Below are 20576 nucleotides of genomic sequence, written 5' to 3'. Positions count from 1 at the left end.
TGTCGGTGAGTTCAGGCCACCGGAATAGGATTTTCCAGCAGCGACAGGTTGAACTGCTCGATCAACCCATGCTCGTTCGCGCCCTGGTTGGCTCGCAGCGGCAAGACTCGGTCAACCAGCACTTCGGTAGTGGCGGTTTCCAGCTTGATCAGGGTTTCCTCGATAAACTCGCCCAGCGGCATGGCGCGCTCGTCGCCGCTCTTGTGAATCAGGTCGGTATCAACCCAAGGTGGCGCGATTTCCAGGACCTTGACGCTGGTGTCGCGCAGCATGAAACGCTGCGACAGCGAGTAGGAATGGATCGCCGCTTTGGTCGCCGAATACAGCGCCGTGGTCGCCAGCGGCAGGTAGGCCAGCACCGAGCTGTTGTTGATGATGTAGGCCTCGGGCTGGCGCTTGAGGTGTTCGACGAACGCCGCGCTGACGCGCACTGGGCCGAGCAGGTTGGTCTGCAACAGACCGACGGCCTGTTCATCGTTGTAGTCGCCGGAACCCGCGTTGTCGAAGGGCATGATCCCGGCGTTGTTGATGATCACGTTCAACGACGGATGGCGGCGGATGACTTCGGCGGCGACGTCCTTGATCTGCTGCGCATCGTTGATGTCCAGCTGCACGGTGTCGATGCCCGGATTCGCCTGGGCAATCTCTGCCAGCAGGGTCTGGCGACGACCAGCGATGATGACCTTGTTGCCGCGCTGATGCAGGGCCTCGGCCAGTGCGCGGCCGATGCCGGAAGTGCCGCCGGTGATGAAGATCGTGTTGGCTTCAAGTTTCATGAGCTGCGTCCCGCAAGTGGATTGATTGGTATGTGAGCCATGATGGAGAAAACCTGCTCCGACCTGAATGACGTATGTGGTAGTGTTTCAGGACATTTAACAAACGGAGCGCGACCATGCATCGAGTCGGCTATCTGCTCACGGAAGGTTTTCAGGTCATGGCGCTGGCGACCCAGTCGGTGTTCGAGTTCGCCAACATCGTCACCGGCAAAGCCGTGTACAAGGTGCAGAACTTTTCCCAGGCCGGCGGCATCGTCAGTTCCTCGCTGGGCTTGCACGTCGATACGTTACCGCTGACGCAAGCGGGGCTGGCCGACAGTTGGCTGGTGGCGGGAACGCTGACACCGCTGACGCCGCCCGATGCTGACGTGCTGCACAGCGTGCGCGGGCTCGCCGACGGCGCACGCCGCGTGGCCGGCATCTGCACCGGCTCGTTCGTACTGGCGCAGGCGGGCGTGCTGGACAACCGCCGCGTGACCACGCACTGGGCGTTCGCCCCGGCGCTGCGCAGGATGCATCCCTCGGTGAATGTCGAAGACGACCGGATCTTTATAATCGACGGCCCGGTGTGGACGTCGGCGGGCATGACCGCTGGTGTCGACATGGCGTTGGGCATGGTCGAAAAAGATCTGGGCAGCGACATTGCGCGCTCGGTGGCCCATCGGCTGGTCATGCATCAGCGCCGCTCGGGCGGGCAGTCGCAGCATTCGGAATTGCTGTCGCTGTCACCCAAATCCGATCGCATTCAGAGTGCACTGGATTACGCGCGCAAGCACCTCAATCGCCCGCTGAGTGTCGAAGAACTGGCCGAAGTGGTGCACCTGAGTCCGCGGCAATTCACCCGGGTGTTCACCGCCGAAACCGGCCAGTCTCCGGCCAAGGCGATAGAGAGCCTAAGGCTGGAAGCAGCGCGTTTGCTGATCGAGCAAAGCAGTCACAGTCTGGATGTGGTCGCCAGAGAAACCGGGTTTCGTGACCGCCGGCACATGCGCGAGGTGTTCATGCGCGGCTTTGGCGTGCCGCCGCAGGCGGTACGGCGGGATTCGCGGCGGATGGTATGACGTGACCAGGGTCTACGAAAAAATGTTGACCCCCATTCTGCCGATCAGGAATACGAGCAGGATCAGGAAAAAAACTCTGATGAAACTGCTTCCATAACGTAATGCCAGAAAGACACCGGTCAGTGCGCCGGCCATATTGCATAAAGCAACTATGCCGCCAATCGCCCACAAGACATTACCGGAGGGGATAAAAAATATGAGCGCAGCGCTGAACGTCCCCAGATTGACCAGTTTTGCAGAGGCTGATGCATTGAGGAAATCAAAGCCAAAGACCTTGACGAAGATAAACAGCAGCAGGCTGCCACTGCCCGGTCCGAAGACACCATCGTAGAAACCGATCAGGCTGCCGAAGAAAACTCCAAGGCAAATGTCTTTCGTTCCGAAGTGGCGGTCTTTGCCTGCCAAACCAAGTTTTTTTTCCATAAACGTGTAGATAGCCATGACTATCAATATGAAAAAGACAACGATCTCCATCAGTCTTTTAGGGACAAGGGATACTGAGAGAGCTCCGAGAAAAGAAAATAAAAAAGCGGCGAGCATGGTCGGAAGCATTAAATTCCAGCGGATTTTTATGCGCTTCAGGTAACCCGATATTGATGAAATATTGCCTGCCAGAACGGCCAGTTTGTTGGTGCCGAAAATGGTGGCAAGGCTGTACTGGGGTAGGGCATGTAGAAGTGCCGGCACCTGTACCAGGCCTCCGCCACCGACCGCAGCGTCTATCAGGCCACCACAAAACGCGAAGAAACCCAATGCAAGAACAGCGTGTTCAACATCCATGCGATAGATCCCTGCGGAACGTCATTTGGCCGGAAGGTTCATGAGTCGCTCGTGGTTTGGTTTAAATGTCGTCAAAACATGCCGATCATTCTCCAAGCTCACATTATGAGAGTTCATCGGCATGCTTCGTTAATCAATAGAGATCAACAGGTCATAATCCGATGCATGGCGGAGAATGCATTGCCGACTCTTTCATTGTAATTGAGCATGATGCCCTTGTTGTATAGGAAGTCCGCGAAGTCATTGCATTCAGCAATTTTTAATTGTTCTTCAACCCAGGCTGACGCACCAAAAGCTGCGGTCATGTAGTTGTACATTCCGTTATGGCCCTGATGTCCTAAACCGAAATCATCTTTCGCCACTTCATGCTATGCGCCATGACATTGTGGTAACCCTCACGTCTGTCGGCAGATGCCGATATCGCATCCGCCGACAGGCGCATGATGATTTTTGCCGAGACAAGGCTGGTGGTTTTATGGGTTTCATTCCACCCATTGAAAAAGCTCAATACCGACGAATCTATCACTGGCTTATCGAGGAACGCCCTGAATGCGCTTTCAGCCGCCAGTTGCGCGTCTTGCGTGATGGAATGATTGAGTACCTCAAGCATGGCGTCCTGTACCTCAGCAACGTTTCCGACGCAGGCCAGCAACGGTTGACGCCGTTGGTTTTCTTCTAAGGTACGTCCGGGAATTTTCAAGTTGCGTATGTGCTTGGGCAGGGCTTGGATAAATGTCTCGCCAAATTCTTGCATGGATTTATGTTCAAGCGGTTCCAAACGACTCTGTGGCGATGCTGAGCTCATGATGTGTCCTTCTCCCTAAAGACCTATGAAATGTTTGGTTCTAACGCACTTTCTTGCCTTGCAGCGGCGAAATTAGCCCGATTTGTTGACCTGTGACAAGTGACTTATACTGACTCAATTATTCATTTTTAATGAGCGTTTACATGGAGTTTTCGCAACTGGTCATGTTCAAGGCAGTAGCCGATCTGGGCAGTATCGTCCGTGCCTCGGAGCGATTGCACTGCGTGCCGTCCAACATCACCAACCGCATCAAGCTTCTGGAACGTGAGCTTGGAGTTGACCTGTTTATTAGGAAAGGCAGAGGATTGATCATCAGCCCTTCAGGTCGGCTTTTTCTCGGCTATACCAACAAAATCCTGTCTTTGTGCGAAGAATCGCAACGAGCGCTTGATCCGTCGTCAGCTCCTTCGGGAGAACTCAGGATTGGTGCCATAGAATCATCCGCTACCGGCCGGTTACCCAAAGTGCTATCCAGGTTTCATCAACTTTATCCGGCTGTACAAATGCAATTCAGCACTGGCGATTGGTCACAATTATCCGCCGAAGTGGTCAACTACAAATTGGACGGGGCAATAATTGCCGTCAGGCCAGAACATCCGGACATCGAGAGTCTGGAGATCTATGAAGAGGATCTAGTGGTGATTGCCTCGCCGTCCGCGGGGGTGATAAACCAGCCAGAGGACCTGCGCGGTGTGGATTTATTCATGTGGCCTGAAGGATGTCCCTACAGAAAGGCGTTGTTAACCTGGCTGGAGCGGTACAAAGTTTTCAACCCGATAACAAGCATAGCCAGTTATGGCACCATCCTTGGCTGCGTAAGTTCAGGCGCCGGGATATCGTTGGTGCCGAGAGGCATGTTTGAACAGTTCCGCCAGCTCGGCGGTATTCAAGGATTCTTCTTCAATGACTTAAAGCCTGTGCAGAATTATTTTATCTGGAACAGGCACGTTGGATCTCATCGCGCAAAAGACAAGTTTGCCGATTTGCTTAAGGAAGAGTTCAAGGTTTGAGCAGTGGTCGGCAGTTGGCCCTATCCTGCAAAGTTCGCCTGCACTCGTCATTCAGCACAAGGGACCGAGCGCTTACAGAGATCACTGATAGGCTCTCGCAACCATGGGCATTGGATTGAAATAAATGAATCTGGAAGCGCAACTGCGGGATCTGATTGCTGAAGATCCCGTCCGCATGCACATCCTGCGCATAGTCAGAGATCTAAACTTGCCGGACTGTTGGGTTGCCGCAGGTTTTGTGCGCAGCCTGGTTTGGGATCATCTGCATCAGCGCCAACCTTCGCGGTTGCCCGAGGACATTGATGTCATATGGTTCGACAGAACACGTCCCGGTGATCAAACGGATTTAGCCTTGGAGGTCGAGCTTGCAGCACTGTGCAGTGGCTTGAACTGGTCGGTGAAAAACCAGGCACGCATGCACCAGCGAAACGCCGATGCGCCTTATGGGGCGGCTGCGGATGCAATGACGTTCTGGCCGGAAACTGCTACGGCAGTAGGTGTCAGGCTTGATCGGCGTGGTGAGATAGAGGTTTCGGCGCCGTTGGGGCTGGAGGATTTGTTTGCGCTGAAAGTGCGGCCAACCGCCCGATTTGAAAGTGATAAAAATGCGGTGTTTGTGGAGCGCGTGCAGTCGAAGAGATGGCTCGAGATCTGGCCGAAGTTGACGCTTGTAACGCAGGGTTGATGCCACCCCGATTGATCGTTCAAACCGATAAGGAAATCTTTATGCATCCCGACAAGGCCTGTCCTGCGGTGCTTTGTTTCGCACAGCGCCCGCGAATCCTGTTGTTTCGACATCCACAGGCTGGGGTGCAGTTAGTAAAAGGAACCATTGAGCGCGGAGAAACACCCGCCGAGGCCGCTTTGCGAGAACTGGCGGAAGAGTCCGGTATCCACAATGCGACAATCAGTGAAGATTTAGGATGCTGGGAGTCTTGCCACCACGGACAAGTCTGGTCGTTCCAACTTTGCGAGGTGCGTGAGCCACAGCCAGAGCGATGGTCTCATCAGACACTGGATGATCACGGCCATGTTTTCGAGTTTTTCTGGGCCTCGCTCGATCACCTGCCGTATGACGATTGCCATCCTGTCTTTCGTCGAGCGCTCGGGTTTTTGATTGAGGCTTTGAAGTGCCAGGGACAACTAGCGGCACACGACCGAGGAGCAAAATGGAGATTGACCGGCTGCTCAAGAAGCGACAGTTGAATGTGCAGGAACAGAATGCCGTGACGGCCCATCGGCTGATGACGACCGCAAAATTCTGGCGTAACGCCGGTCTTCCCGTTGCCTTGGTTGGTTATGGCGAAAGCCAGGGCATCGACTGGGCGGGCACCGTGGTACTTGAACTGGAAGTCGATTTCCCCGGCATGCCACGGCTGTATGGCTTGATCCTGAATCAGGCAGAACGGTTCATAGCCTTTGAAATCGACACCGACATTGATCACCAATTCGTGGAAACTGTAGAGCGATGGGAAGATGTAACTTCCATTCAGAACCATGCGGTTTCCCAGCGCGGCACTGGTAGAGGTTTCGCTGTAATTGCTCTACAGGTCAGACGGGAAATTTCAGGATCGTGACAGGCAAGGATCGCCGGTAACCTAAGCACAATCCCCTTGTAGGACTGAGCCTGCTCGCGATGACGCCAGCCCATTCACCGCCACATAAACAGAAAACCCTCAGCCCGTTTAAACAGTAGCTCCAGCCTCAAGCAAACGGCTACAACGCCTTGCGCCATTCCCTACGACTACGCCAGAATCCGCCGGCTTGTGCGTCTAGGTCGCGGGTTCTATCGTCTGTCGGTCGCTGAAAAACAGTGATCGGGTTTGGTAGCCCGCCATAACTAGTCGCATCGCGCACCGTTCGCAGACCGGCTTCAGGTCGCTGCTCAATGGTGGCCATGCGCAGGACACCTTCGGGTGTGCCGGTTCCTAGTTACCGGTCTACCAACCCGCGTATGGCCGCCACCTTCGTTTGGTAGCGAATGTGAAGGCTCCTTTTAGCTAACTAGGAGTTTCACCATGTTCAAAGTCACACCCAATCCCCCAACCACCGACCCCGCATCCCCCTACGAATCAAGTGCATCGAAAAAACTACACGAAGCCGCCGAACGCGCACTCGATCACTACCTCGGCCCGGCAGACATCCTGGCCAGCACCAACACCCCGGAACAGATGTTCCTCGCCAACCCGAAATACGACACCGAGTCCCTGCTGGCCAACGCCAGCGAATCCCTCGGCTCGGCCACCACCATGCTCTACGACTTCGCCGCGCTGCTCGACAACCCGCGCCGCAAAACCCTTCTAGGCATCGCCCAGGTCGTCATGCTCGGCGACATCGCGGTCAATCAGGCTTTGGATAAAGTCGAAATAGCCAAATGACCCGCAATGCGACGAGCGCAAAACCTCGTCGCAACTCCCCGGGCGCGCCATGGCTGGCACACGGCCACGGCTTGCACCACCCGGGCTCGACTGTCACCCTTCGGGCCGTTCTTCAAGGATCAGAACAAGGAATCAAGGATTGAGTGGTTACGTTCCAAACCCGCCGAAAAACTACCGCTACGAACAAGGTCGAACGTTTCTGCGAGCCGGGGGAGGGAGCGCCAGCGGCGCTGAACCAAATGACGACAAACAATCCGCGCGCGGTTGGGTAGGTTGGGAGGTACGGGGAAACCGGTTATTGGCGCAGATCTGCCCAAGCGAATTTTCGTACGCTGGCAATCTATGTATGCCCTGCCATGACCACAAGCACCAGACTCAGGACGCTGGCGGAATTCTTACGAACGGAGCTGGAGGTAACTGCGATTTATCTCTACAAGGGTGAAATAGGAAGCTATGCCCAGGTAGACCTCGAGAGCCTGCAATTCTGCTGATCCGGTATCGAGCCGGGGGCGATAAGCAGGACTCGCCATCAAGAGTCCCGCCACGACACCCCCTCAAACCTCAGCCTTCACCCCAACCTTCACCGCCGCTTTGCGATACGTCAGCAAAACAATCCCGCTCACCACAATCACTCCACCCACGATCTGTCCTCTGCTGAGCATTTGATCCAGCACAATCCAGCCCATCAACAACGTCGCCAGTGGTTCGATATTCATCACCGGTGCGTTGCGTGGCATGTCCAGCCTGGGCACGGAAATGAACAACACAATGAAGCCGGTCCCATAGAGCACGACAAGCGTGGCAAGGGCCAGCCAGCCGGTTGAGGTGGCGGGGAGGTTGAGTCCGCCGGGGAGGGCGCCGGTCAGGCCGGCCAGGTTGACGCTGCTGAAGACGATGAAGATGGTCAGCAGGCTGCGCACCGAGCCGCGCACTTGCGACAGCTTGTGATCAGTGATCCACAGCGCGCAGGCAAATACGCTGGCGGCGCAGAAGGCGAGTGCAACGCCCAGTAGCCATTCCGGACCGACGCTGGCGCTGTCTGACAGACGTCCGGGGACGTCCAGTACGAACACCAATCCCACGAGAATCAAGCCCATCAACATCGCGGTGCGTGCGCTTGGTCGTGGGCCGCCCAGCGCCCAGGTCAGCAAGGCCAGCAGGATCGGAAACACGTTGGCCACCAGTAGCGCCAAAGCAACCGGCACCCGTGCTACGGCGGAGTACAGGCACAGGCTCTGCGCGGTGATCAACAGCCCCAACAGTAATTGCCAACGCCAGGCGCCCGCCGGCAGGCGCAGGCTTTGTCGTTGCCACAGTACGAGTATGGCGAGCACCAGCAGGGTCCCGCCAGAGCGCATCAGAATCGCCAGCAATACGCCCGCGCCATCATCAAAAGCGACCCGTGCCGCGACGTGGTTGCCGGCGAACGCACAGCCCATGCACAACAGAATGATCACGGCGAGATAGCGAGGGAAGGGCGGCGGTAGGGTTGGCGGAAACTCAGGACGGGACATGGCAGGTCTCAAAAATGATAGCCGCTCAGGGCGGCTCAGGTTTTTATTATGTTGTCGTACAACTTCCAGATTTGTACCGTAATTGAGCAGGGGCGGCAAGCTTGAAGGGCTTGATAAACCGCTTGGGCGTGATGCTGTTTGAGTTTAAGAGATCGTATAACTTGCTTGCTAGGCACGAGCATCGAGTCGAGTTGCCCACCCGTCCTCTCGAGCCTGACCGACCAGGAAATCCACAAAAGCCCGGGTTTTTGCTGGCAATAGTTTCTGGCTGGAAAAGTACAAATAGATCTGCCCTGCATCGACATACCAATCGGGCAAAACCCTTTCCAGCGTACCGTCCTGCAGATAAGGCAAAACATCCGGAACTGCCAACAGCGCAACCCCCAACCCCAGTCGGGCGCACTGACACAGCGCTTGCGGGTCGTTGACCAAAAGGCGCGGCGCCAACTCCAGCGGTGCCCGTTGCCCGTCGGGGCCTTGCAGCATCCAGCTGCGCACCTTGCCGGTCTGTACCGAGCGCATGGCCAGATGATCCAGCGTCGCCAGCTCTTCGATGTGCCGGATGCGCTTGTGTGCCGAGAGGTATTCCTTCGATGCCACCAGAATCAGATGCGCCGGGGCGATGGCTCTGGCGACCACACCTTGCGCGAGTTCGATGCCGCCGCCGATAGCCGCATCAAACCCGTCCGCGATGAGATCGACCTGGCGATTGTCGACGTGCCATTCAGGGGTCACGGCGGGGTATTGCTTGAGAAACTCGGGCATCAGCGGCAACAGAAAATCCCTGGCGAAACCGGGTGCTGCGCTCAGACGCAAAAGCCCTGAAGGCTCTCCGGCATTGCCGGCCACATCGGTAATCGCCGCTTGAACACTTTCCAGTCCCGAACCGACGTTGGCCAGAAAGCGTTCTCCCGCTTCGGTCAGCGTGAGTTTGCGCGTGCTGCGCTGAAACAAGCGTACGCCGAGGTTGGCCTCCAGCTGCGCGACATTGCGACTGACCGCCGCGGGAGTCAGGCCCAGGCGCCGCGCCGCCGCAGAGAAGCTTCCCGCCTCGGCGCTGCGCACGAATGAGAGCAAATTGCCTAAGGTTTCCATCTGCGAACCTTCAACGAATGATTGAAAGTGATTCTAGGTGGCTTCCACTACTGGTGGAAGATCAAAAGGCGTCTCATAGCCTCATCAACTTCAACCACCCAGAGGCTCGACCATGAACACTTCCACGCTTCCACTGACCGGCAAAATCGCCATCGTTACCGGTGGCTCACGCAGCATCGGCGCAGCAATCGCCAAACGGCTCGCGGCAGATGGAGCCACCGTCGCTATCACCTACAACGCATCGCCAGATCGCGCCGAAGCGGTCGTGCAGGAAATCGTTGCGGCGGGCGGCCAGGCTGTGGCGCTGGCGGCCGATGCGGGCAATCCCGAGGCTGTACGTGCAGCGATTGCCGAGGTTGCACAGCGTTTTGGCAAGATCGACATTCTGGTGAACAACGCTGGTATCAGCCTGCTCGGTGCCCCCGAGGACATCGCCTTTGAGGACTTTCAACGCATCCTTGCGGTGAACGTGACCGGCGTCTTCGTCGCCACTCAGCAAGCGCTCAAACACATGGGGCAGGGCGGTCGCATCATTCACATCGGCAGCTCGATGGTGCAATACGCTGCGTTCGCTACCGCCTCCGTCTACACCCTGAGCAAAGGTGCGCTGACCGGTTTCAGTCGTGGACTGGTGCGCGATCTGGGGCCGCGCGGTATCACTGTGAACACCGTCCATCCTGGCCCGACCGACAGCGACATGAACCCGGCCGACGGGCCTATTGCGGACTTCCTGCGCCCGAACATCGCCATGGGGCGGTACGGCGAGGGCAAGGATGTTGCCAGCGCGGTGGCGTACCTGGCCAGTGCAGAGGCAGGGTTTGTCACCGGCGCAGAATTAATCGTCGACGGCGGCTTCACAGCGTAAGGAGAGCATCATGACTATCAGCATCATCGGTACAGGCTCCATCGGCACCGCTATCGCTCGGTTGCTCGTCAACGCGGGCCTGCCGGTCAGCCTGGCCAACAGCCGCGGGCCGCAGAGCCTTGCCGATTTGGTCGGCGAATTGGGCCCACTGGCGCAAGCGGTGACGGCTCAGCAAGCCAGTCAGGCGGACATTGTTTTTCTGGCGGTGAACTGGTCGAAAATCCCCGACGCGGTACGCGATCTCGGGCCTTGGAATGGGCGCATCGTGGTCGACGCCAACAACCCGATCGAGGCACCACTGTTCAAACCGTTCGATCTGGACGGCCAGCCGTCTTCGCAAGTGGTGGCGCAGATGCTGCCCGGTGCGCACGTGGTCAAGGCCTTCAACCATTTGCTCGCGGCTCTGCTGAGCGATCCCTCCGCCGAGGGCGGCAAGCGTGTGCTGTTTTATTCCGGTGAAGATGCCACGAGCAAAACCAAGGTTGCAGAGCTGATTACTCAACTGGGTTTTTACGGCATCGATCTGGGCGGTGTGCAGCAAGGAATGCTTGCGCAGTTTCCGGGCGGACCGCTGCCAGCCTTGAACCTGGTCAAACATGGTTAACCGCTGAGCCCGGGCAACCGGGCTTCGCACACACACAATTTGAGGTATCAAAATGTCTGGCTCGAATTCGCCAAACACTGAAACGTAGCAGGCGATTCGATGCAGGAATACAAGCCCGCTCAGGCATGTCACGCACAAGCGCATATACTCGCTGAGGCGCTTTCGCTGCGAACTCCCAAAGAGACCTGTCAGGGCAGACGATGATCGACAGAACGGACCCCCCGAATGAATCGGCCAGCGACGAGACGCTGGGTGCCACGCAGCCCGTAACTGCGCTGAATCTGCGTTTGCTGATTCTCTCCCTGGTACTGCTGTCTGTTCTGGCGACGTTGGGCAACAGCCTTGTCACGGCCTACCGCGTGCAGCGCGATGCCTTGGTTGATCATGCGCTGCAATCGAACAGTGCCTATGCAGCTAAGGTCGCCTCGAGCCTCGCCGAATTCATTCATTCAGCACAGAACCATCTGCGCTACAGCGCCAGTGAATTGGGCAAGGCTTGGGGTGCCCCCAGCGTCATGCGCGCCGAAGCGCTGCGCCTGCAAAAACAGGATGGCGATTTCAACTCGATCGCCATCATCGATAGCACTGCCAAGGTGCTGGAAGCGTACCCGGACACACTGCAAATCAACGGTTCAACGCTGCGTTCGGATGCCATTCTCAAAGCCATCGAGGCGAGGCGGCCGTTCATCAGCTCGGCGTACACATCGGCCGCCGGCAATCTCGTCATATTTATCTCCGAACCCGTTTACGACTCTGCTGAGCGTTACGTGGGCATCATTGGCGGTTCGGTTTATCTGCGCGAAGACAATGCACTGCATACCCTGATCAGCCGCCATTTCCAGCACGAAGGCACCTTTGCTTTTGTAGCGGATCAAGATCGCCAACTGCTTTTTCACCCTGAGGCGACGCGCATTGGCGACACCCTGGGCTGGAGCAAAACTGTGGATGCGGCGTTGCGTGGCGAGAGCGGCTCGATGAGCGTGCGTAATTACAAGGGCGTGCCGATGCTGGCCGGATATGCTCAAGTGCCGGGCGTCGGTTGGGCCGTCGTCGCGCAGCAGCCGCGCGAGGTCAGTCTGGCGCCGCTCAATACCTTGATGCGCGATGTGCTGTTGGGAATGCTGCCTGCCGCCCTGATCGGCTTCGCACTGATGTGGTTCGGCACCTTGCTGATCTGTCGCCCGCTTAATCAGCTGTCGCGTATTGCCCGGCAGTTGTCAGCGCCCCAGGCCAGCGAGCAACTTCGCCACGTCAAGGCCTGGTATCACGAGGCGTTTTCAATTCGCCAGGCGATGCTTGCCGGCGTGCAGTTGTTGCAAGCGAAGCTGGGCCACCTTAACCAGCAGGTGCTGACCGACCCCATGACCGGACTGGCCAATCGCAGAGCCATGGATGAAGAGTTGCGCCGCCTTGAGCGCACCGGGCAGACATATTCGGTGTTATCGCTGGACATCGACCATTTCAAAAGGGTTAACGACACCTTTGGCCACGACAAGGGCGATCTGGCGATCAAACAGGTCGCGCATACGCTGCAAACCTATTCCCGCGTCGGCGACCTGGCGTGCCGAGCCGGGGGAGAGGAGTTCTTGCTGATTTTGCCGCAAACCGATGTCGAGTCAGCCAGCGCCATCGCTGAGCGGATTCGTCACGCCATTGCGACCAGTGATATTCCAACCGTCGGGCGCATTACCGCTTCGATCGGTGTGGCAACGTGTGAACACTCGCCGACTACTGCAGAAATCGTCCTCAAGAAAGCCGATGAGTGCCTCTACCGCGCCAAACAGGGCGGGCGAAATCGAGTGGAATCGTCCGCGCGCACGACCTTGAATACTTGCACATGAGCCGCGCGATTGACGCACGTCAGCGATCCTTCAATCAGCGGACTGGCGTGTTGATTCTCCGTCGATTCCACGCTAAAAGCAGCGCTAGGTGCCGAGCAAACGGCGGGTCCAGTATTTGCGAAGACGTCACGGGCCAAATCATTCGGGCGGTGAAATGAAACGTTCCAAAATCATGCGGCGGGGAATATTGCTGACGGCCCTTGCGGTGATCGTCCCGTTGGGCATGACCCTCGCGGCTGGCTGGATGCTGTCGATCTATGCGGCTCATGACCGCCTTCAGACGCTCGCCGCCATCGCCAATGATCGCGCCAGCCAGACATTCGCGCAGGCCTCCCAGGCGCTGAAGAGTGTCGCCGTGACCGACCTCGAACCCTGCTCGCCACAAGGCATCGAGCAGATGCGCATGATTGCCATCAATACCTTTTCGGTCGAGACGGTGGGCTACGAAGAGGATGTGTTTGCCTGCACGTCATGGGGTGCCACGCCGCCGCGGTCGAAGCAATGGGCGGAGGATTTCGTCACTGATGACGGGGTGAAGGTGTCCATCGATGCGCGGGATGACAACGAACTGATCAAACCGATGCTGGCGTTGCAGTTTGCTGCATTCAACGTGCTGGTCGACCCGGAACAATTTCGCGAAGTCGTGCTTGATGAAGGCGTCAGGCTGGCCGTCGGCACACGTCAAGGCCGCTTGCTGGGGCCGGCAGACCCGAACCTGGCGAGCTTCCTCGCCTTGGTACATGAAGGGCCGACGCATGGCCTCAAGGACGGCTTTCTCTACACACTGGTGGCCCAGGGCAACTTCACCGTAATTGCGGCAATCCCGCGACAGGAACTGTTGCGCAGCCTCGGGCAACATGTGCTTTATCTGCTGCCGATCGGTCTTGTCATCAGCGTAGGCCTGGTCATTGCGAGCCTGCGCTGGTGGCGTCGCAAGCTGTCCCCGCTGGCGGCACTGGAGCGCGCGGTGCAGCGACAGGAGTTCGTGGTTCATTATCAGCCGATCATCGAAATTGAGACCCGGCGCTGCATCGGCGCCGAAGCCTTGATCCGCTGGCGCAAACCCAACGGCACGCTGGTCTACCCAGACGTGTTCATCCCGCTGGCCGAATCCAGTGGCTTGATCGAAGCGATCACTGACCAAGTGGTTCACCGCGTATTCGCAGACCTTGGCGCCATGCTCGCCAGTGATCGTTCACTGCACGTAGCGTTAAATCTGGCCGCAGCCGACGTCAGCTCCGGGCGACTGATCCCTGCTTTGTTGAATGAAAGCCGTCGCCTCGACGTGCAGCCCGCGCAGATATGGCTTGAGGTGACAGAGCGCAGCCTCGTCGACCTGGCGTCAGCGAAAATAACACTGGAGCGCGCGCGAAGCGCCGGATTCGTTGTCGCGCTCGATGACTTCGGTACTGGCTATTCAAGTTTGCAATACCTGCAGCAATTACCGCTGGACGTGCTCAAGATAGACCGATCCTTCGTTGAGCAAATCAGCGAAGCAGAGGAGAAGACCTTGCTGGTCACTCACGTCATCCAGATGGGCCACGCGTTGCGGCTGACACTTGTCGCTGAGGGCGTCGAGACGCCGGCGCAACTCGACTTCCTGCGCGCCAACCAGGTGCGATATGCGCAGGGATGGCTGTTCGCGAAAGCCATGGAAAGCGCTCAGTTCAAACAGCTCTATCTGGACGGTCGGCCTTGCACCGACGCGCGTATTCTCCAGGACCCGATCGTTTCCTGAAAGAAAGGAGTCAAAAAACCGCATTGACATATCGAAAAATCTCGATATCCTCGGCGCATGGAACTGATCGAAATCTTCAAAGCCCTCTCGAACCCGACGCGCCTCAAGATCCTTGAAGGCCTGAAGGATCCCGTCAAGAACTTCCCCCCGCAGGATGAGGGTGACGTTCTTGTTGAGGGTGTCTGCGTCAGCAGCATCCAGGAAGGTATCGGCCTGTCGCAGTCGACGGTGTCGAGTTATCTGGCCACGTTGCAGCGGGTGGGGCTGGTGGAAGTGCGGCGCATCGGTCAATGGACCTACTACAAACGCAATGAGGCAGCAATCAGCGCGCTTGCAGAGATCATAGGGAAAGAGCTGTAAATTTTTTTACTCTAGGATATTGAGAAATCTCGATATCCCTCTTTATCGATACGAGGTTTTGCCATGAAAGCGATGATTCTGAAATCCTTCGGCGGTCCTGATTCGTTCGAACTCAGCGACGTGCCCAAACCGGTTCCGCAAGCGGGCCAAGTGCTAGTCCGAGTGCACGCCACTTCCATCAATCCGCTGGATTATCAGGTTCGCCGCGGTGACTATCCCGATCTGGTGCCGCTGCCAGCCATTACCGGTCACGACGTGTCGGGTGTGGTTGAAGCCATCGGCCCGGGCGTCAGCGCTTTCGCGCCGGGCGACGAAGTCTGGTACACCCCGCAGATATTCGACGGGCAGGGCAGCTATGCCCAGTACCACGTGGCTGCTGAAAGCATCATCGCCAGAAAGCCTGCATCGCTGAGCCACCTTGAGGCGGCCAGTCTGAGTCTGGTCGGCGGTACGGTTTGGGAAGCGCTGACCGTGCGCGCCGTGCTCCGCGTAGGCGAAAGCATTCTGATCCACGGCGGCGCGGGCGGGGTCGGCCATGTGGCGATTCAGGTGGCCAAAGCCATGGGCGCCAGGGTCTTTACGACCGTGCGCGAGGCCAACGCCGATTTCGTCCGCAGCCTGGGCGCCGACGTGGTGATCGATTACACCCAAGAGGATTACGTCGAAGCGATCATGCGCGAAACCGCCGGGCATGGCGTTGATGTGGTGTTCGACACCATCGGCGGCGATACCCTGTCTCGCAGCGCCGACGTGCTCGCTCAGCTTGGCCGCGTGGTCTCGATCGTCGACATCGCTCAGCCACAAAACCTCGTTCAGGCCTGGGGCAAGAACGCCAGCTACCACTTCGTCTTCACCCGGCAGAATCGCGGCAAGCTCGATGAATTGAGCGCGTTGGTCGAGCGCGGCCAGTTGCGGCCCCACGTTGGCGCGGTCTATTCCCTCGCCGACATCCCGCTCGCCCACGCTCGACTGGAGAGCGGCAACAACGGTCTGCTGGGAAAAATCGCCATCGCCGTCGAGCCTTCACTCATCGTCTGAATCCGCTCACTGATTTTGGAGAAACATCATGGTTTATGAAATCGCAGTCCTGCCCGTTCACCCGCAACAGACTGAAGCCTTTCGACGGGCATTTGCCGAAGTCGAACCGTTGCTCACCCGCGCCAAGGGATACGGCGGCCACTTGCTGGCCCAAGGTATTGAAACCCCCGAGCAGTTCAATTTGATCGTGCGCTGGCAATCGCTTGAGGATCACTCGCCGGAGTTTGAAGAGAGTGACGACCATCAGCGCTTCATGCTGGGGCTGGAGGATTATTTTTCCGCAGAGCCGAAGGTCTACCACATTGAGGGTGGTGCTTTTCCGGGTGGCGATTTTGGCGTACCGGGCAACGGTTCCAGCGTAGGCATCTGAGGGAGTATGTGGCTGTTCGTCACAAGCGGCTGTGGCTGGTCGAGCACTGCTTGTGATGAATTGCCACTTTAATTCCTCTCTGGCCTGTTCATGGGGCAGGGGTGGCAGGCAAAATGCGCCGTTTTCCATATGTCTCGTATTGCTGCTCATCCAAGGAAGGCCACTTGAAAGTCACTCCCCACGCTTCCCTGCGCCCTGAAATCTGGCCAGCCGTTGTTCTATTGCTGCTGGCAAGCCTGATCACGACCGGCTGCACGCGCTCCCATTCTCCAAGACCGGTGGAACGCGATCCTTGTCTGGATGCCGGTCCAGCGCATACAACGGCCTACGCCAAATGCATGAGCGAGCGGAAAGAACGCCAAGCTGAAGCGCTCAGAATACTGCTCAGTGATGATCCTGCTGACAATCCGCAACGGCAAGTGGCCGTGCCAGGCGACAGCGATTTCCAACCGTCTGATTTTCCTGACGACCCAATGCCAGCGAGTTTTCGCATGCCTTCCAATCTGAATCTCAAGGATACCCAGGCGTTTCCTTACAAGGCTCGCATCAGCTGGAAATACTTGTCGGATCGCTTCCTGCCGAGTTCAAAGGAATCCGCGCGAATGATGCAAATGGACCGTCTGATCCAGGCAGCCGTCGCAACGGATGGTTCGGCAAAGTGGGGGTGCACGGTCACTGGCGGACAACGCATGGAATGGGTTTTCTACACCCTGGACGACGCGGCCTTTGTCAGCCGTGTGCAGGCAGCTCTGGCGCAGACCGGGCCTTATCCGATTGAATTCAGCAGCCGTAAACAGGCAGATGTCAGTGCTGAGGTGCCGAACACCGAGCAAACTCGACTGACGCCCAAGCGATGCCTGGAGTGAAGACTCTCGACGGATAACCTCTTGAAACGGACTTCTCTCATCGCAAGGAGTCCGTAGCCGTAGTCGCTTCAGAGACGTTCGTTGCGGGCGCAGCGATCATCTCATGCCGACCGCAACCTCTTCAGTACACCGATTTTCCTCCAACGTTAGCCCAGCGCTTTGGTGGTAGGCTGCATCCCCTCAGCCGTACCTTCTGTACTCCTGAATTGCCCTTTCCGAATTCTGCGCCGGCTCAGTTGCTGGCGTTGATGGATTTCCCCTGCGGACTACAGCCATGCGCCTGCCAGATTTCATTCTCGAAAACCTAGAGCCGATCCTGCAGGCCTGGGAAGATTTCGCCCGCACCATCGAGACACCAGGTGCGGAACTCGATGACGTCGCACTGCGCGATCACGCCGAGCAGATGTTGCGCGCCATCGTTATCGATCTGCGGAGCAAGCAGACCATCAGCGAGCAAATCGCCAAGGCCCAGGGGCATGCGCCGCGCGACGTTGAAGAAACGGCTGCGGAAACCCACGCGGTGACGCGGTTGATGGCCGGTTTCACCATCGATCAGATGGTTTCCGAATACCGCGCGCTGCGCACCAGTGTGCTGAGCCAGTGGCTGCGTCAGGTCAAGGATGGCAAATCGGTAAATGTCGACGACATGACGCGTTTTCACGAAGCCATCGATCAGGCGCTCGCCGAGTCGATTGCCAGCTACTCGCGCGCCGTCGAGGCGTCGCGCAACGTGTTTCTAGGGATTCTCGGCCATGACTTGCGCACGCCACTGGGGGCGATTCTGCTTGGTGCGGATATGTTGCGGCGTACAGAGACTGCCGACCCGCGCACCAGCAAGGTGGCCCGGCAGATCTACGCCAGCGTGCAGCGCGCCAGCCAGATCGTGGGCGACCTGCTGGATCTGACGCGCTGCCAGATGGGGCCGGGGATTCCGGTGAAAAAATCCCTGATCGATCTCAGCCCCGTGTGCGAGCGGGTGATCGAGGAAATCCGCGCCTTTCATCCGCAGGCCAACGTGCGGTTCGATGCGAAGGAAGCGGTGATGGGAGCCTTCGATGGCGCCAGGATGGAACAGGTCTTTTCCAACATCATCAGCAATGCGGTGACCCACGGCGACAATAAGTTTCCGGTATCGGTCAAGTTGCAGGTCCGCGAGGATTGCGCGGTGTTCACCGTACATAACGGCGGTGAACCGATTCCGGAGGATGTATTGCCGTTCATCTTCAACCCGATGGGGCGGTTCTCGCAGCGCTCCGTGGTTGATCACGGGCCGGTTGCCGGGCTCGGTCTGGGCCTGTTCATCGCCTCGGAAATCGTCGCCTCGCATGCCGGCTCGATTGAGGTCAGCTCTGACCGGGACGGTGGAACCGTGTTCCGCGTAAAGCTTCCGGTTAGTGCCGAAAGCCCGGTCAGCCTGTAGGCGAATCGATGGAGAGCCTAGCCTCAGGCCCTCCAGCCTGATCACTCCTCCATCACCTCAACCAAACCCCGATCCTCACCGAGGAAGCCGCCGCTCTGGTGCTGCCACAGCCGCGCATAGGTGCCGTTCTTCTCCAGCAATTGCGCGTGGGTGCCTTGTTCGATGATGCGGCCTTCGTCCATGACGATCAGCCGGTCCATCGCTGCAATGGTCGACAAGCGATGAGCAATGGCGATCACGGTTTTGCCCTGCATCATTTCATCGAGGCTTTCCTGAATCGCGACTTCAACCTCGGAATCCAGTGCGCTGGTGGCTTCGTCGAGCAACAGGATCGGTGCGTTCTTCAGCATCACCCGGGCGATGGCGATGCGTTGGCGCTGCCCGCCGGAGAGCTTGATACCGCGTTCGCCGACCAGCGTGTCGTAACCGCTGTGGCCCTGCTTGTCGCTCAACTGGCTGATAAAACCATCGGCCTGAGCGTTTACCGCCGCGCGATGGATGTCTTCGTCGGTGGCGTCCGGGCGACCGTAAGCGATGTTGTCGCGGATCGAACGGTGCAACAGCGACGTGTCCTGGGTGACCATGCCGATCACGCTACGCAGACTGTCCTGAGTCACCTCGGCGATGTTCTGCCCATCGATGCGAATCTCGCCGCGATCAACGTCATAGAAGCGCAGCAGCAGGTTGATCAGTGTCGATTTACCTGCACCGGAGCGGCCAACCAGGCCGATTTTTTCGCCGGGGCGAATATGCAGGGTCAAGCCGTCGAGCACCTGGCGTTCGCCGTTGTAGTTGAAGCTGACATTGTCGAAAACCACTTCGCCGCCGGCCGGCTCCAGCACTTTGGCATCCGGCGCGTCCTGGACTTTCGGGCCGCTGGTCAGGGTGGCCATGCCGTCCTGCACGGTGCCGATGTTCTCGAACAGCGACGTCATCTGCCACATTATCCAGTGCGACATGCCATTGATGCGCAACGCCATGGCGGTGATCGCCGCAACAGCGCCGGTGCCGACTTCGCCCTGATGCCACAGCCACAACGCATAACCGCCGGCGCCGAGAATCAACGCCACCACCAACGCCTGATTGACGATTTCGAACTGGCTGACCAGACGCATCTGGCGAAATCCGGTGAGCTTGAAATCTTCCATCGCTGCACGGGCAAAGTGCGCTTCACGCTTGGAGTGCGAGAACAGTTTGACCGTGGTGATGTTGGTGTAGGCGTCGGCAATCCGCCCGGTCATCGAGGAGCGAGCATCGGCCTGTTCCTGGCCGACCTTGCCCAGACGCGGGACGAAATACACCATCGCCAGCCCGAACAAAACGATCCACGCCAGGAACGGCAGCATCAGTTTCAGTGCAAAGCCACCGGCCAGCGCAATGATCGCGATGAAGTACACGCCGATGCCGGGGAGAATTTCGATCAGGGTGAACAGCACCTCGCGCACCGACAGCGCAGTCTGCATGACCTTGGTCGTGACCCGGCCGGAGAACTCGTCGGAGAAAAACGACAAGCTTTGCCGCAGCATCAACCGATGAAAGTCCCAGCGCAGGCGCAGCGGCAGATTGATCGCAAGGATCTGGTGCTGGACCATCGTGCGCAGCGCCACCAGGCCGATGCTGACAACCAGCACGATGCCGATGCCCCACAACACGCGGCTTTCCTCATCACCGGCAGCGCCGCCGGATTGCCAGGTCGAGAGCAGATCCACCACTTGCCCGAGGAAGGAAAACAGCCATGCCTCGTAGATCGACACGCTGGCGCTGAGCAGGGCGAAGGCCAGGATGTAACCGCGCGCGCCCCGGGTGCAGGCCCACAAGAAACGCATCAGGCCGACTGGCGGTGGCGGCGCCTCGTCGGGCGGGAAGGGGTCGAGCCTTTCTTCAAACAGGCGAAGCATTGCGGTCTCCGAAGTGATCAGGGTGTGGGGATTCTGCCATCTATCGGCGGCGTTGAGGGTTTCACTGCCATCATCTGGATGAACCCCCGTGCCTTGTCTTGACCGCAGACCGGCGCAGAAGCTCAACACAATCCTGCCAAGCGCAACCTTTCGTCAC

At 58.1% G+C, this 20576-nt stretch carries 22 protein-coding genes and 1 pseudogene; 16 read left to right on the top strand and 7 right to left on the bottom strand.

Annotation, left to right across the window (positions count from 1 at the left end; translation table 11 throughout):
- Positions 1–11: 11 nt before the first annotated feature.
- Positions 12–776: an SDR family oxidoreductase gene (locus BXA01_RS04355; RefSeq protein ID WP_076563347.1), complete on the bottom strand. Its 765-nt coding sequence runs from the start codon at positions 774–776 to the stop codon at positions 12–14.
- 116 nt (positions 777–892) lie between these two features.
- Here BXA01_RS04355 and BXA01_RS04350 point away from each other — a divergent pair, with 116 nt between their 5' ends.
- Positions 893–1837: a GlxA family transcriptional regulator gene (locus BXA01_RS04350; RefSeq protein ID WP_056784807.1), complete on the top strand. Its 945-nt coding sequence runs from the start codon at positions 893–895 to the stop codon at positions 1835–1837.
- 12 nt (positions 1838–1849) lie between these two features.
- Here the strand turns inward: BXA01_RS04350 and BXA01_RS04345 are convergent, their stop codons facing one another.
- From BXA01_RS04345 to BXA01_RS26915, 3 genes are all read right to left on the bottom strand, one after another.
- The gene (locus BXA01_RS04345) at positions 1850–2617 is read right to left on the bottom strand and encodes a sulfite exporter TauE/SafE family protein (RefSeq protein ID WP_056784810.1); all 768 of its coding nucleotides are present in this window, start codon (positions 2615–2617) and stop codon (positions 1850–1852) included.
- A gap of 143 nt (positions 2618–2760) precedes the next feature.
- Positions 2761–2922 (bottom strand): hypothetical protein, encoded by a 162-nt coding sequence (locus tag BXA01_RS27235; RefSeq protein ID WP_225930805.1) that lies wholly within the window; start codon positions 2920–2922, stop codon positions 2761–2763.
- Positions 2923–2954: 32 nt separating this feature from the next.
- Complete coding sequence (locus tag BXA01_RS26915) at positions 2955–3422, bottom strand: hypothetical protein (RefSeq protein ID WP_231991014.1); 468 nt, start codon at positions 3420–3422, stop codon at positions 2955–2957.
- Positions 3423–3565: 143 nt separating this feature from the next.
- On the opposite strand from BXA01_RS26915, the gene BXA01_RS04335 reads away from it, so the two are divergent.
- The 6 genes and pseudogenes from BXA01_RS04335 to BXA01_RS27555 all read left to right on the top strand — a co-directional run.
- Positions 3566–4432 (top strand): LysR family transcriptional regulator, encoded by an 867-nt coding sequence (locus BXA01_RS04335; protein WP_076563345.1) that lies wholly within the window; start codon positions 3566–3568, stop codon positions 4430–4432.
- Positions 4433–4556: 124 nt separating this feature from the next.
- Positions 4557–5117 carry a nucleotidyltransferase family protein gene (locus BXA01_RS04330; protein WP_076563344.1) on the top strand — a complete coding sequence of 187 codons (561 nt, stop codon included), beginning with the start codon at positions 4557–4559 and terminating at the stop codon, positions 5115–5117.
- A gap of 41 nt (positions 5118–5158) precedes the next feature.
- Positions 5159–5638, top strand: coding sequence for an NUDIX hydrolase (locus BXA01_RS04325; RefSeq protein WP_076563343.1), 480 nt, complete (start codon positions 5159–5161; stop codon positions 5636–5638).
- Positions 5602–6009, top strand: a complete 408-nt coding sequence (locus BXA01_RS04320; RefSeq protein WP_076563342.1) for a hypothetical protein — start codon at positions 5602–5604, stop codon at positions 6007–6009. Before BXA01_RS04325 ends, BXA01_RS04320 begins: the two co-directional genes overlap by 37 nt.
- Before the next feature lie 441 nt (positions 6010–6450).
- Positions 6451–6810, top strand: coding sequence for a DUF6124 family protein (locus BXA01_RS04315; protein ID WP_076563341.1), 360 nt, complete (start codon positions 6451–6453; stop codon positions 6808–6810).
- A 187-nt stretch (positions 6811–6997) separates the two neighbouring features.
- Positions 6998–7155 (top strand): annotated as a pseudogene (locus BXA01_RS27555) (DUF2931 family protein); the annotation flags it as partial.
- 209 nt (positions 7156–7364) lie between these two features.
- Here BXA01_RS27555 and BXA01_RS04310 read toward each other — a convergent pair.
- The gene (locus tag BXA01_RS04310) at positions 7365–8249 is read right to left on the bottom strand and encodes an EamA family transporter (RefSeq protein WP_231991039.1); all 885 of its coding nucleotides are present in this window, start codon (positions 8247–8249) and stop codon (positions 7365–7367) included.
- 243 nt (positions 8250–8492) lie between these two features.
- The gene (locus tag BXA01_RS04305; RefSeq protein ID WP_076563339.1) at positions 8493–9419 is read right to left on the bottom strand and encodes a LysR family transcriptional regulator; all 927 of its coding nucleotides are present in this window, start codon (positions 9417–9419) and stop codon (positions 8493–8495) included.
- Positions 9420–9531: 112 nt separating this feature from the next.
- Here BXA01_RS04305 and BXA01_RS04300 point away from each other — a divergent pair, with 112 nt between their 5' ends.
- The 9 genes from BXA01_RS04300 (at position 9532) to BXA01_RS04260 (ending at position 18521) form a co-directional block, all read left to right on the top strand.
- Positions 9532–10284 carry a 3-oxoacyl-ACP reductase family protein gene (locus BXA01_RS04300; RefSeq protein WP_076563338.1) on the top strand — a complete coding sequence of 251 codons (753 nt, stop codon included), beginning with the start codon at positions 9532–9534 and terminating at the stop codon, positions 10282–10284.
- 7 nt (positions 10285–10291) lie between these two features.
- On the top strand, positions 10292–10888 hold the full coding sequence (locus BXA01_RS04295; RefSeq protein ID WP_197685580.1) for an NADPH-dependent F420 reductase: 597 nt from the start codon (positions 10292–10294) through the stop codon (positions 10886–10888).
- A gap of 200 nt (positions 10889–11088) precedes the next feature.
- Positions 11089–12729: a sensor domain-containing diguanylate cyclase gene (locus tag BXA01_RS04290; RefSeq protein WP_076563336.1), complete on the top strand. Its 1641-nt coding sequence runs from the start codon at positions 11089–11091 to the stop codon at positions 12727–12729.
- A 154-nt stretch (positions 12730–12883) separates the two neighbouring features.
- Positions 12884–14467 (top strand): EAL domain-containing protein, encoded by a 1584-nt coding sequence (locus tag BXA01_RS04285; protein ID WP_076563335.1) that lies wholly within the window; start codon positions 12884–12886, stop codon positions 14465–14467.
- A gap of 57 nt (positions 14468–14524) precedes the next feature.
- Positions 14525–14827, top strand: coding sequence for an ArsR/SmtB family transcription factor (locus BXA01_RS04280; protein ID WP_024012559.1), 303 nt, complete (start codon positions 14525–14527; stop codon positions 14825–14827).
- A 63-nt stretch (positions 14828–14890) separates the two neighbouring features.
- A complete protein-coding gene (locus BXA01_RS04275) occupies positions 14891–15865 on the top strand; it encodes a zinc-dependent alcohol dehydrogenase family protein (protein WP_076563334.1) in 975 nt (324 codons plus the stop codon).
- Positions 15866–15893: 28 nt separating this feature from the next.
- On the top strand, positions 15894–16235 hold the full coding sequence (locus BXA01_RS04270; protein ID WP_076563333.1) for an antibiotic biosynthesis monooxygenase family protein: 342 nt from the start codon (positions 15894–15896) through the stop codon (positions 16233–16235).
- A 164-nt stretch (positions 16236–16399) separates the two neighbouring features.
- Positions 16400–17101, top strand: coding sequence for a DUF695 domain-containing protein (locus BXA01_RS04265; RefSeq protein ID WP_076563332.1), 702 nt, complete (start codon positions 16400–16402; stop codon positions 17099–17101).
- Positions 17102–17375: 274 nt separating this feature from the next.
- On the top strand, positions 17376–18521 hold the full coding sequence (locus BXA01_RS04260) for a sensor histidine kinase (protein WP_076563331.1): 1146 nt from the start codon (positions 17376–17378) through the stop codon (positions 18519–18521).
- 41 nt (positions 18522–18562) lie between these two features.
- Here BXA01_RS04260 and BXA01_RS04255 read toward each other — a convergent pair whose 3' ends face one another.
- Complete coding sequence (locus BXA01_RS04255; protein WP_056784851.1) at positions 18563–20419, bottom strand: ABC transporter ATP-binding protein; 1857 nt, start codon at positions 20417–20419, stop codon at positions 18563–18565.
- Positions 20420–20576: the final 157 nt, after the last annotated feature.

Origin of the sequence: Pseudomonas sp. B10 (genome assembly GCF_900156235.1) — a bacterium.
GTDB lineage: Bacteria > Pseudomonadota > Gammaproteobacteria > Pseudomonadales > Pseudomonadaceae > Aquipseudomonas > Aquipseudomonas siliginis.
This window is presented reverse-complemented; position numbering and strand designations above follow the sequence as displayed.